This window comes from Anaeromyxobacter sp. PSR-1, assembly GCF_000964525.1.
Classification (GTDB): domain Bacteria; phylum Myxococcota; class Myxococcia; order Myxococcales; family Anaeromyxobacteraceae; genus Anaeromyxobacter.
This window is the reverse complement of sequence record NZ_BAZG01000135.1, coordinates 1-11675: the sequence shown is the minus strand read 5'-3', so window position 1 is coordinate 11675 and position 11675 is coordinate 1. Positions and strand designations below refer to the sequence as shown.

Below are 11675 nucleotides of genomic sequence, written 5' to 3'. Positions count from 1 at the left end.
CACGCCGGTGCCGGGGGAGGCGAGCACCGCGAGCACGCCGAGCGCGGCGGCCGCCACCCAGAGCGCGGCCAGCAGGAGCCCGCCCGCGGCGGGCGCGCGCCAGCCGGCCCAGGTGCGGGGTGCGGCGGCGCGGAGCGCGGCGGCGGCCGCGACGATGAGCACCAGCCCGGCGCGGTCCTCCACCGCCAGCAGGCGCACCAGCCGGAGCGGCGCGCGCAGGAGGTCGCCCGCCCCGGCGCCGCCGGCGGCGCAGGCGGCCAGGATCGACAGGAACCGGCCGTGCGAGAGCAGGTCGGTGGCGAGCGTCACCGCGGCGGCGCCGGCCGCGGTGGCGGCGGCGAGCCAGAGCGCAGCCCGGGGCGCGCGCCGCAGCGCGAGCCACGCGATCGCGGCGGCGGGGGCGGTGAGCGCGGTGGGCTTGGCCGCGAACGCGAGCACGAAGCAGAGCGCCGCGAGCGCGAGCCGGCCGCGGCGCGGGCGCGGCGGCGCGTCCGCGTCGGGATCCGAGGCGAGCGTGGCGGCGAGGCCGAGCGCCTGCAGCGCGACCGCGAGGAGGTCGCCGCGCACCGCCGACAGCGCGTGCTGCCCGGCGAAGCCCGCCAGCGCGAGCGCCGCGAACGCCGCCGCGGGGGCGCGGGCCAGCCCCATGCGCCGCGCCAGGAGGAAGCCGCCCAGCACGAGCAGCGCGCCGGCGGCGAGCGAGAGCGCGTAGCCGGAGGCGAGCAGCGGCGCGCCCAGGCGCAGCAGCCCGGCGTGCAGCGCGAACGCGAGCGGGAAGAAGCGGGTGCCGCCGTAGCCCAGCTCGGCCGAGGCGAGCGGGCGGTAGAACGTGCCGTGCGCGAGGTCGTCGGCGAGCGTCATCCAGGCGCCGGACACGTGGTTGAGCGCGTTCCCGCTCTCCCAGGCGGCGGGCAGGCGTGCGACCGTCAGCGCGGCGAGCAGGAGGGCGGGCAGGACGACGGCGAGGGCGCGAGGCCGCATGCGAGGGGACCTGGGCAGCGCCGGCTGCCGGGGCGACCCCGGGGTCGGGTCCAGACCCGGTCGTCGCCCGGCGGTCATGCGCTCTCCGGGGGCGCGGCCGGGGCCCGGACGCCCCGGCGCGACCGGAACAGGCCCACCCAGCCGGCGGGCAGCCAGCCGAACGCCCACGAGACGCCCAGGTAGGCTGCGGCGAAGGCGAGGCCGCAGGCGGCCAGCCGGAAGAACGGCGGCGCGGCGAGCGCGTTCAGGGCCACCCAGGCGGCGGGCGCGGCGACCGCGGTCGCGCCCACCTGGCGGGCGAGGGCCCGGACCGGCAGCGCCTGGCGGAGCGGCGCCTCGAACAGCGTCGCGGTGCGCGCGAGCATGGCGGCGCGCGCCGCCGCCTCGGCCACGATCCAGCCGCCGAGCGCGCCGATGGGGCCGAGCAGCGCGAGCCCGCCCGCGACCAGCGCCGCGGTGCCGCCGAGCTTCGCGGCGGAGAGCGCGAGCATGAACCGGTTCTGCGCCCGGGCGCGCATCACGCCGTCGAGCGGCAGCGCCGCGAGCAGCACCGAGCCGGTGGCCAGCCGGAAGATGGGCACGGCCGCGGCGTAGCGGGGCGAGAACAGGAACGGCACCAGCACCGGCGCCGCCACCGCGAGCAGGCCGGCCAGCGGCACGAACGCGAAGGAGAGCTGCAGCACCGCCTCGTGGAACAGCGCCAGCCCGGCCCGCGGCGGCCGGCCCGCGCCCTCGTGCTCGGCGAGCCCGATCTGCAGCAGCTCCGACACCGGCGTGTACAGCACGTCCACCACCGGGAGCTGGAACGTCCCCACGCTGTACACCGCGAACGCGGCCGCGCTCACCGCGGCGGCGACGGCGTACTGGTGCCACTGCTGCTGCGGCACGATGAGCACGAACGCGAGCCCGAACGGCAGCGCGTACGCCACCTGCCGCCGGAGCAGCGCGAGGTCGCCGCGCACCCCGTGGCGGCGGGCGAGGAGCCACAGCGAGAGCGCGGCGCGCGTCGCGGTGGCGAGCGCGATGCCGGCGAACACGCCCTCCACCGAGCGCCACAGGAGCGCCCCCGCCACCATGGCGGCGCCGCGGCCGCCCTCGGTGGCGACGCGCACCAGCGCGGCCGCGCCGATGCGCCCGGTGGCGTTCCAGGCGACGTCGAGCGGCGCGCCCGCCACCGTGAACGCGGTGAAGGCGGCCACCCAGGGCAGGTTGCGGGTGAGCTCGGGGTTGTCGAAGTGCGCCGCCACCCAGGGCCGCGCCAGGAGCAGCAGCAGCGCGGACGCGGCGCCCACCGCGAGCAGCGCCCAGGCGGTCTGCGCCACGTAGCGGTCGCGGCGGGCGGGGTCGCGCGGGACGAAGTAGTAGAGGCTCTGGGTGAGCCCGAGCGGCAGCACCAGGGCGAGCGTCTGGGAGAGCAGCCAGGCCTGCTTGAAGGTCCCGTAGGAGGCGGGCACCAGGACGCGCGCGAGCACCAGCGGGACCGCGAAGGTGAGCGCGGCGCCGGCGAGGCGCGCAGCCATGAGCGGGCGCGCTCGGGCGATGATCGAGTCGGGCAAGCCGTTCCCTCCGCACCGAACGATGCGCCTCGCGCCGCGCCGCGGCGCGTGCCGGCCCGGGCGGCACCGCCCGCCGGGGCACCTTCGACTCCGGCCGGGGAGGCGACGAGCTCGCGCGCCCTACAGCGACCCGGCGAGCGCCAGCCCGCCGCCGGACGGCAGCGCGAGCGGCACGAGCGCGAGGGCCGAGGGCCCGCGCGACGGCGGCGCGTCCGGGGAGGAGCGCCGGTGCAGCACCACCCAGCGCCCCACCGACCAGCCCAGCACCGAGCCGAGCAGCGAGTCGGAGAGGAAGTGCCGGTGGTCGATGACGTGGAACGCCACCAGCCCGCCCACCAGCGCGTGCAGCCCGAGCTGGGCCGCGAGCGGCGGCTCGAAGTACGCGGTGCCGGCGGAGAGCAGCGAGTAGAGCGTGGCGGCGTGGCCGGACGGCGTGCCGGCGGGGTAGAGGCGAAGCGAGGCGCGCGGGCCGAGCACGCGCCCCTCGCCCTCGCCGTCGCGCGGCCCCTCGCGCCCGACCAGCAGCTTCACGGACACGTGGTACGCCTGCGCCACCGTGAGCGCCTCCGCCATGAGCGAGCAGCCCTGCGCCACGTACGCGTCGCCGCGTCGGGTGGCGAGCCACCAGGTCCCGAGGCCGCCCACCGCGATCCCGCCCCAGAGCGCCGGCTGCACCACGTCGTTCCAGACCACCGGGAGGTGCGGGTTCAGCTCGCGGGTGATCCAGCGGTCGAGGCGCACGTCCGGCGACGGCTCCGCGGGCCACATGAGCGCCAGCCCGGCGCCCAGCGTGAGCGCGAGCCCGGCGGCGTCCGGCGCGCTCCAGCGCGGCGCGTCGGCCGGGATCGCCACCAGGTCCAGCAGGACGCGCCGGACCACCGGGAGATCCGCGTAGCGGGTCCCCTCGCCCAGGAACGGCCCGGGCTCCGTCTCCTCCGAGGCCGCGGCGCTCCCCTGCGCGAGCGCGAGGGCGAGCGCGGCGGCGAGCGCGATCACGCGACCTCAGTTGCAGGTCGGCGTGCCATTGCAGATGGGCGGCTCCGGGGTGCACGCGTCGTAGGCGACGTCGCACCGGGTGGCCACGAACGGACCCGCCAGCTTCCCGCCGTCCTCGAAGGTGAGGTCGAGCGAGCCGCGGATCTCGTTCGCCGAGATGGCGCTGATCGTGGCGGTGCCGGTCGCGTCGATGGACGGCTTGTCCAGGCAGGCGTCGTCGGTCTCGTTGGCCGAGAAGATGCCCACCCGCACCGCGCCGGTCGTGTCGGGGGTGAGGCTGCCGGGGTCGGCGACCACCGGGTAGCTGGCCACGTCGAGCGGCGGCGCGGTCACCGCGGCGCCGGTGAGGCTGATGCGCGCGTGGACGAGCAGGCCGCCCACCAGGCCGAAGCTCTTCTTCATGGCGCACGGGGTGGTGAGCGTCTGGCACAGCCCCGGGCTCTTCGAGAAGCCGATCAGCACCGAGGAGGGCGCGTACGGGACCGGCGCCGGCACCCCCGGGATGTCGATGCTGCAGTCGTTCGAGGTCTCCGGCCCGGCGAACGCCGCCTCCACCACGGTGAAGGGCTGGCCGCGGACGGTGCCGGTGAGCTCGGTGGGCCCGCTGTCGTTGCTGCTGGAGCCGCAGCCGGCGGCGGCGAGCGCCGCGAGCAGGAGGGCGATTCGCGTGGAGCGCACGGTGGTTCCCCCTGTGAGATGGACGGAAGAAGCGCACCACCCGGGAGCGGCCCCGTCAACGCACCGCGCGTGGTCCGCCGTCCCGGGTTCGCCCCTCCGCCCGCGTCCGCGGCGCGCGCCCCGGACGGCGGAGCGCAGCAGGGCAGCGCCGGCCCCGCGCGGGCGGCGCTACGCTGGCCGTGGAGGTCGCGATGCGCACCGTCCGCCGGCTCGCGCTCGCCGCCGTCGTCGCGCTCGCCGGGTGCGGCCGCGGCTGCGGGAACACCGACACGCCCTTCGACCCGGCCGCCGGCTACGAGCCGCTCGAGGACTGCAAGGCGAGCTTCCCCGCGCCGGTCGAGGGGGATCCGCACCCCGAGGCGCTGGTCACCGTGGACGGCGACGGGCCGGAGTGGTCCTGGGCGCACGGCGCGGCGTACGTGCACGCGCCGCTCTTGGTGGTGTGGGAGGCGCTGCAGGATCCGGCCACCAGCCGCATCCACGGCGCGGACTGGCACGTCACCGGCACGGTCGAGCCGGAGTTCCCGCTCTCCTTCGAGATCCGCTACGAGGCCGGCCCGTCGGGCCTCCGCGTGCACTGGGTGATCGCGTACCGCGGCGGACCGCTGGTGGGCACCCTCGAGGCGCCGGAGGTGATCGGCTTCCGCTACCAGCGCATCCACGGCACGGTGAACGTGGAGGTGCAGGACGGGTCGCTCGTCGCGACCGACGCCGGGGACGGCGTGACCGCGCTCCAGCTCGTCTGCCACCTGAACGCGTATCACCAGGACCACGACAACGTGCGCGGCACGGTCCAGGACTGGTTCACCGACCTCGTCGCCAAGGTGCGGACGCTCCAGCCGCCGCCCTGACGCTCACGCGCGCCGGCCCGTGGCCAGGGCCGGCGCGGGCCGGAGCACGTCCAGCATGCGCGCGGCGGCGCGCGTCCAGCCGAAGCGGGCCGCGGCGCGGGCGCGGCCGGCGGCGCCCATGGCGCGGGCGCGGGCCGGATCGGCGAGCAGCGCGCCCAGCGCGGCCGCGAGGGCGGCGGGATCGCGCGGAGGGACGAGCAGCCCGGTCTCGCCGTCGGCCACGATCTCCGGGATGGCCTCGATCCGGCTCGCCACCACCGGCAGCTCGAAGGCCATCGCCTCGAGGAAGGAGAGCCCGAACGCTCGCGCAGCGTGGGGAGCGCGAACACCGCCGCGGTGGCGTACAGGCGGCCGAGCGCCTCCCTGCCGAGCAGGCCGTGGTCGGTGACGCCCTCGGGGAGCGCCGCCGGCGCGCGGCCCGTCACGAGCGCGAGGCGGGCGCGCGGGTGGGCGCGGCGCACCTCGCGGAACGCCTCGAGCAGCTCCGGCCCGCCCTTCGGCACGAAGTTGCGGCCCACGAACAGCACCAGCGGCTCGCGCGCCAGCCCCAGGTCGCGCGGCCCGGGCTCGACGTTCGGGCCGGCGCCCACCACGTGGACCCGGGACGGGCTCACGCCGTAGTCGGCGAGGAGCGAGGCGCGGACGGCCTCGCTCATGGTGAAGATGCCGGCGGCGCCCCGGTACACCGCCTCCTCGCGCGCGCGCCACTCCGGCGCGTACGGCACCGGCGGCGGCAGCCCGTCGAGCGGCGGGTAGCGCTCGGCGATGGCCCGGGTGTGGTCGAGGTACAGGTGGTAGGGGACCTCCGGGGCGAGCCCCGGCGAGAACAGCACGCCGGCCTGGACGACCGCGTCGGCCCCGGCGCGCCGGACGGCCTCGCCCGCCCGCGCCGAGAGGTGGTCGAACGCGAAGGTGGTGTGCAGGTAGTACGGCTTCCAGCTCCGGCCGTGCGTGCGCAGCGCCTCGGCGACCGCGCGCACCACCGCGGGCCGGACGTTCGGGATCCGGCAGCCGGGGCGGAGCTGGTACAGGAAGCCCTCGGCAGGGTTCGCCTCCACCACCTCGGCGCCGGCCTCCGCCAGGCTGCGGGTGATGGCGGCGGTGACGCCGGACTGCGGGCCGTAGTGCAGGTAGAGGACGCGCATCGGGCCGCAAGCTAGGTCCTCCGCCCGGCGGCGGCGCTTGCCGCCGCGGGGCCTGTTCACTGGAAGGCAAGTCACGGACGGTGAGCCGCCGCGGCCGGCCGGGCGGGCGCGCGCCGGCCCGCCCGGCGCCGGGCGCCTGCTCGCCCGTCTGTGGTGTCGGCCCCGGCCCTCATGGCAGATCAGCACCTGAACGAGACGCCGGGAGGCAGGCTGTACGCTGATCGGGGCGGCGTCCCTACATGGAGAGCCTCCTTTGACGCTCCGACCGCTCGCGGACCTCCCCGCGTCCGCCGCCGTCCTCGCCTTGCTCCTCGCAGCGCTCCCCGCCCAGGCCGCCTCGGTCTGGACCGCCACCTCCACCGAGAAGATCCGCCCCGCCGCCGCTGCGCGCGCGCAGGGCAGCGCCGCGCTGACGGCCGCCCGCAACGAGTTCGAGGCGTTCCAGGTGGTGGTCACCGGCGCCGCCGCCGGCGTCCGGGCCACCACCGCCGGGCTGACCGGCCCGGCCTCCCTCTCCCTCCGGCTCTACCGGGAGGCGATCATCAACCTCGCCAACCCCTCGGCGCTCGACGGGGGGACCGGCCCCTGGCCCGACGCGCTGGTGCCGGACGTGGACGAGCTGGCGGGCGAGCGGCGCAACGCCTTCCCGTTCGACGTGCCGGCGGGCGAGAGCCGGGCCATCTGGGTGGAGGTGCACGTGCCGCCCGACGCGCCGGCGGGCGACTACACCGGCTCGGTGCGGGTGACCTGGAGCGGGGGCGAGGCCACCGTGCCGGTGACGCTCACCGTGTGGCCGTTCACGCTGCCGTCCACCGCCTCGCTGAAGAGCGCGTTCGGCCTGTCCTGGGGCACGCTCAACACGGCGCACGGCGTCTCGGGCGACGCGCTCTCGGCGCTGCGCGCCCGCTACGGCCAGCTCGCGCTCGACCACCGCGTCACGCTCTCGCGCATCGACGACGGCAACCGCGATCTCACCCACTTCTCCAGCTTCTTCGGCCCGCTGTTCGACGGCACCTCCGCGGCGGCGCTGCCCGGGGCGGAGGCGACCTCGGTCGAGTACCTGGGCGGCAGCTCCGGCTACGCCTCGTGGGCGAGCTTCTTCCAGGCGCGCGGCTGGGACGACCGGCTGTTCCAGTACACCTGCGACGAGCCCCCGCTGCAGTGCGCCTGGAGCGACATCCCGGCGCGCGCCGCCGCGGCGCGCGCGGTGACCCCGGCGCTGCGCACGCTCGTCACCACCACCATCCAGCAGGCGGACGCGGCCGGCGTGACCTCGGCCATCGACGTGCTGGTGCCGGTGGTGAACTTCCTCGACGACCGCGCCGGCGAGAAGTTCGCCGGGCCGCAGCGCGCGAGGTACGACGCGTTCCTGGCCGGCTCGCCGCGCCGCGAGCTGTGGACGTACCAGAGCTGCATGAGCCACGGCTGCGGGGGCACCGTGGACATGGGCTCGCCCAGCGACTCCGACCGCTACTTCACCGGCTGGCCGAGCTACATGATCGACGCGTCCGCGGTGCGGAACCGCGCCATGGAGTGGGTCTCGTTCAACCACGACGTGACCGGCGAGCTCTACTACGAGACCACCATGGCGTACTCGCACGACCCCTGGGCCAACCAGTGGGACTTCTCGGGCAACGGCGACGGGACGCTGTTCTACCCGGGCACGCCGGCCAAGGTGGGCGGCACCACGCAGATCCCGGTCGCGTCCATCCGCCTGAAGATGATCCGCGAGGGCATGGAGGACTACGAGTACCTGAAGATCCTCACCGACCTCGGCGGCGGCGCGCTCGCGCACGAGATCTCCGGGGCGCTGTTCCCGCACCCCTACGACGCCGAGGTGAGCCCGGCCGACCTGCTCGCCGCGCGCGAGCGGATCGCGCGGCGCATCGTCGAGCTGGGCGGCGGCACGCCCGGTGCCCCGGGCAGCGGGACGGGGAGTGGCACCGGCGGCGGCTCGGGCGGCGGGGTGCAGGCCGGCGTGATCGCGCCGAGCGGCTGCCGCAGCGGCGCGGGGGGGCTGCTCGCGCTGCTCGGGCTGGCGGGCGCGGTGCGGCGCCGCCGGCGGTAGCGCGGGTGACGCGGACCACGGCCCGGCCTAGCGCCCGGCCGTGGTCCAGGCGGGATCGTCCTCGACCATCCGGCGCAGCCACTCCAGCAGCGGCACGCCACCCGACGTGAACGTCCCGGGCGCGCCGAGCAGGGTGTGGCCCTCGCCCGGCACCAGGAACGCGCGGGCCTGCGCGAGCGGCGCCACCCGCCCGTCCACCAGGCGCAGCAGCGCCGCCTCGAACCCGGCCGGCCCGAGCCCGACGTAGCCGCGGATGACCTGGTCCTGGCGCGAGGAGAGCAGCGCGAGCCGCGCGCCGGGGTGGGCGCGCGCCAGCACCGGCAGGAGCGCCGAGAGATCGAGCGCGCAGTCGGGGCAGATCGGGAGCAGGGTGCGGTCGAGCCGCCACGCGGCGAACCAGGCGGCGCGCAGCACCGGCGAGAAGTCGTCGCCGACGAGCGGCGGCCCCGAGTCGTCCACCAGGTAGGCGCGCGCCGCCGGCCAGCGCCCCGCGGCGCGGTCGAACGCGAGCAGCGCGCCGAAGCCGCCGGCGCTGGCGCCGGAGACCACCACCTGGCCCGGCGCGGGCAGGTTCGCCGCGAGCCAGTCGAGCGCCGCCTCCACGTTGGCGCGCCCGTGATGGCGCCAGCTCCGCGGCGCGCCCGGGTAGTCCTGGACCGCGTCGCCGGCGTGCACGTCCCCGGTGCAGTACGGCACGAACACCAGCGTCGCGCCCGCCCACGGGTTGCCGGGCAGCGTGCGGTCCAGCGCCGAGCCGGGCAGCTCCGCGAGGCGGGCGGAGAGCTGGGCCGCGCCGAAGGGCCCGGGGGAGGCGGTCCGGAGCTGGAAGCAGGTCACCGCGTCCCAGCACGCGCCCCCGCCGTCGAGGAACAGCACCACGCGCGCGTCGTCGTCGCCGCGGCTGACCCCGATCCCGGTGGGCGAGCCGTCGGCGCACTCCGCCCCGGGCACGTCCACCCAGGCCCAGCTCCGCCGCGGGATCCGATCCTCGCCGCCGCCCCCGCAGGCGGCGAGCAGGACGGCGAGCGAGAGGACGCGGACGCGATGGAGGAGGCGCATGCCGGCACACGGTGCGTGCGCCGGCCCCGCGCGGCAAGGCGCCCCCGGGCGGCTCAGAACGCCAGCACGAGCTTGCCGAAGCTCTCGTTCCGCTCCATCCGCTCGTGCGCCTCGCGCACCTGGGCGGCCGGGATCACCGCGTCCACCACCGGCTTCACCTTGCCGGCGGCGACGAGCGGCAGGACGTCCTTCGCGAACGCCTGGGTGGCCGCGATCTTCTCCTCGAGCGGCCGCGGGCGGAGCACGGTGCCCACGATGCTGCCCCGCGCGCGCATGAGCGCGCCGAGGTCCACGGTCGGCTTCGCGCCGCCCATGGTCCCGATCACCACGATCCGGCCGCCGGTGGCGAGCACGGCCAGGTTCTCGGCGGTGTACGGGCCGCCCACGAAGTCGAGCACCAGCGGGCACCGGCCGGCGACCTTCTTCACCTCGTCGGCGAAGCGCGGCTCGTCCTTGCCCACCAGGATGCCGTGGTCGAGGCCGAGCGCCCGGGCGCGCTCCAGCTTGTCGGCGGTGCGCGAGGTGCCGATCACCGTCGCGCCGGCCGCCTTCGCGATCTGCACCGCCGCGGTGGAGACGCCCGAGCCGACCGCGTGGACGAGCACCGGCCACCCGGGCCGCAGGCCGCCGAGGGTGAACAGCGCGTCGTGCGAGGTCATCCCGGCCTCGGGGATGGCGCCCGCCTCCTCGAACGAGAGCCGGTCCGGGATGCGCACCAGCATCCGCTCGTGCACCAGGCACAGCTCGGCCTGCGCCTCGCCCGCGGCGATGGCCATGACCCGGTCGCCCGGCTTCCAGGCGGTGACGCCCGCGCCGACCGCGGCCACCTCGCCGGCGAGCTCCAGGCCCGGCACGTCCTCGCGGGTCCCCGGCGGCGGCGGGTAGAGCCCGCGCCGCTGCAGCAGGTCGGCCCGGTTGAGCGCCGCCGCGCGCACGCGCACCAGCACCTCGCCGCGCGCCGGCGACGGGTCCGGCAGCTCGCGCAGCTCGATGACCTCGGGACCGCCCTTGCCGCCGAACACGACCGCCTTCATGGGATCCTCCGCATGCCCGGCGCGCCGAAGTGGCCGGAGGCCGATCCGAACGGCGCCTCGTAGGTGGCGCCGTCCGGATCGCGCGCCACCGCGGCGCGCCCGGGCTCGACGCGGGCGAGAGGATACCGGTCCGCGCGCGGGGGCGCGACCCTCTCGCCGTCGGGCGGGCAGGCCGGCGACGGATCGAGGGCCTCGAGCGCCTCGGCGGGCTCGGCGGCGACCGCCAGCACGTAGCCGTTGTACGTGCCCTCCCACCACATGGAGAGCTCGGCCGGCCCGGTGGCCGCGGCGGCGGCGAGCTCGAGCAGCGCGGCGCGGAAGCGCCGGAACGGCGCGGTGTCGTGGCGCGGGTCGGCGCCGGGCAGGAGCGCGCTCGCGTGGCGGGCGCGCAGATCCTCGAGCGCGAACAGGACGATCCGGGCGGTCACGCCGGGATCGTAGCGCTCAACCGTGCAGCGCGCCGTCCACGCCCACCACCACGTCGCGGAGCGGGATGGCCTTGCCGGAGGCGGCGATGGCCTGGCGGGCGGCCATGGCGATGCCGCCGCAGCAGGGCACCTCCATGCGCGCCACGGTCACGCTGCGGACGTCGGAGCGGGCGAGCATCTGCCCGAGCTTCTCGGCGTAGAAGCGGTTGTCGTCGAGCTTCGGGCAGCCGACCACGAGCGCGTGGCCGGCGAGCAGGTCGTCGTGGAAGCGCGCGTACGCGAACGGGACGCAGTCCGCCGCGACGAGCAGGTCGGCGCCGTCGAGCCAGGGCGCGCCGACGGGCACGAGGTGGAGCTGGACCGGCCAGTGCGCGAGCCGGCTCTGGCCGGACGCGGGGGCGGCCGCGGCGCTCGCGGGCGGCGCGGCGCGGGGCGACAGCGTGCGGCTCCGCGAGCCGGGGCAGCCGCCGCCCTGGGGCGCGGGATCGCCGGACGGCACCACCGAGAGCAGCGGGCGCGGGCGCGCGGGCGCCGGGCGGGCGGGGCGGGCGCGTGCGCTGCGGGTGCGCGGCCCTGGCGCGCGAGGTGCGCGGCGACCACCGCCTCGTCGAACGCGTCGGCGTCGCGCTCGACCACGGTGATGGCGCCCTGCGGGCACTCGCCCAGGCAGGCGCCCAGCCCGTCGCAGAGCGCGTCGCCGGAGAGCCGCGCCTTGCCGTTCACCAGCGCGATGGCGCCCTCGGCGCAGGAGGGGATGCACTGGCCGCAGCCATCGCACTTCGACTCGTCGATGTGGACGATCTTCCGGATCATTTCGCGCCCTTATCGCACGGCGGGCGCCCCCGACGGTAGTCAGCGCGCGCTTACGGCGCGGGGGCG

The 11675-nt window shown here is 77.3% G+C and carries 11 protein-coding genes and 2 pseudogenes; 3 read left to right on the top strand and 10 right to left on the bottom strand.

The annotated features are described in order from the left end of the window. The 4 genes and pseudogenes from PSR1_RS16915 to PSR1_RS16900 all read right to left on the bottom strand — a co-directional run. Window positions 1-981: pseudogene (locus PSR1_RS16915) on the bottom strand (hypothetical protein); the annotation flags it as partial. 74 nt (window positions 982-1055) lie between these two features. Continuing rightward, window positions 1056-2537, bottom strand: a complete 1482-nt coding sequence (locus PSR1_RS16910; RefSeq protein ID WP_059438632.1) for a lipopolysaccharide biosynthesis protein — start codon at window positions 2535-2537, stop codon at window positions 1056-1058. Window positions 2538-2657: 120 nt separating this feature from the next. After that, a complete protein-coding gene (locus PSR1_RS16905) occupies window positions 2658-3533 on the bottom strand; it encodes a phosphatase PAP2 family protein (RefSeq protein ID WP_059438631.1) in 876 nt (291 codons plus the stop codon). Between the two features lie 6 nt (window positions 3534-3539). Continuing rightward, entirely contained in the window at window positions 3540-4211 is a 672-nt protein-coding gene (locus tag PSR1_RS16900; RefSeq protein ID WP_059438630.1) for a hypothetical protein, read from the bottom strand. 191 nt (window positions 4212-4402) lie between these two features. Here PSR1_RS16900 and PSR1_RS16895 point away from each other — a divergent pair, with 191 nt between their 5' ends. After that, window positions 4403-5062 (top strand): hypothetical protein, encoded by a 660-nt coding sequence (locus PSR1_RS16895; protein ID WP_059438633.1) that lies wholly within the window; start codon window positions 4403-4405, stop codon window positions 5060-5062. Between the two features lie 3 nt (window positions 5063-5065). Here the strand turns inward: PSR1_RS16895 and PSR1_RS24645 are convergent, their stop codons facing one another. Further along, window positions 5066-5338 carry a glycosyltransferase gene (locus tag PSR1_RS24645; RefSeq protein ID WP_237758089.1) on the bottom strand — a complete coding sequence of 91 codons (273 nt, stop codon included), beginning with the start codon at window positions 5336-5338 and terminating at the stop codon, window positions 5066-5068. Between the two features lie 675 nt (window positions 5339-6013). Here PSR1_RS24645 and PSR1_RS24640 point away from each other — a divergent pair. Together PSR1_RS24640 and PSR1_RS16885 are read left to right on the top strand one after the other, a co-directional pair. Then, window positions 6014-6187 carry a hypothetical protein gene (locus PSR1_RS24640; protein ID WP_237758082.1) on the top strand — a complete coding sequence of 58 codons (174 nt, stop codon included), beginning with the start codon at window positions 6014-6016 and terminating at the stop codon, window positions 6185-6187. Between the two features lie 273 nt (window positions 6188-6460). Beyond that, window positions 6461-8275 carry a DUF4091 domain-containing protein gene (locus PSR1_RS16885; RefSeq protein WP_193388375.1) on the top strand — a complete coding sequence of 605 codons (1815 nt, stop codon included), beginning with the start codon at window positions 6461-6463 and terminating at the stop codon, window positions 8273-8275. A 27-nt stretch (window positions 8276-8302) separates the two neighbouring features. Here the strand turns inward: PSR1_RS16885 and PSR1_RS16880 are convergent, their stop codons facing one another. The 5 genes and pseudogenes from PSR1_RS16880 to PSR1_RS25020 all read right to left on the bottom strand — a co-directional run. After that, complete coding sequence (locus tag PSR1_RS16880; protein ID WP_059438628.1) at window positions 8303-9334, bottom strand: pectin acetylesterase-family hydrolase; 1032 nt, start codon at window positions 9332-9334, stop codon at window positions 8303-8305. A gap of 53 nt (window positions 9335-9387) precedes the next feature. After that, entirely contained in the window at window positions 9388-10368 is a 981-nt protein-coding gene (locus PSR1_RS16875; protein ID WP_059438627.1) for an NAD(P)H-quinone oxidoreductase, read from the bottom strand. Then, a complete protein-coding gene (locus PSR1_RS16870; RefSeq protein ID WP_059438626.1) occupies window positions 10365-10796 on the bottom strand; it encodes a hypothetical protein in 432 nt (143 codons plus the stop codon). The genes PSR1_RS16875 and PSR1_RS16870 overlap by 4 nt, the downstream gene beginning before the upstream one ends. Before the next feature lie 16 nt (window positions 10797-10812). Continuing rightward, the gene (locus tag PSR1_RS24635; RefSeq protein ID WP_237758092.1) at window positions 10813-11295 is read right to left on the bottom strand and encodes a hypothetical protein; all 483 of its coding nucleotides are present in this window, start codon (window positions 11293-11295) and stop codon (window positions 10813-10815) included. Window positions 11296-11495: 200 nt separating this feature from the next. After that, window positions 11496-11609: pseudogene (locus PSR1_RS25020) on the bottom strand (ATP-binding protein); the annotation flags it as partial. Window positions 11610-11675: the final 66 nt, after the last annotated feature.

Coding starts and splice junctions, on each gene's coding strand:
- PSR1_RS16895 (WP_059438633.1), top strand. CDS start 4,403: ATGCGCACCGTCCGCCGGCTCGCGCTCGCCGCCGTCGTCGCGCTCGCC.
- PSR1_RS24645 (WP_237758089.1), bottom strand. CDS start 5,338: ATGGCCTTCGAGCTGCCGGTGGTGGCGAGCCGGATCGAGGCCATCCCG.
- PSR1_RS16880 (WP_059438628.1), bottom strand. CDS start 9,334: ATGCGCCTCCTCCATCGCGTCCGCGTCCTCTCGCTCGCCGTCCTGCTC.
- PSR1_RS16875 (WP_059438627.1), bottom strand. CDS start 10,368: ATGAAGGCGGTCGTGTTCGGCGGCAAGGGCGGTCCCGAGGTCATCGAG.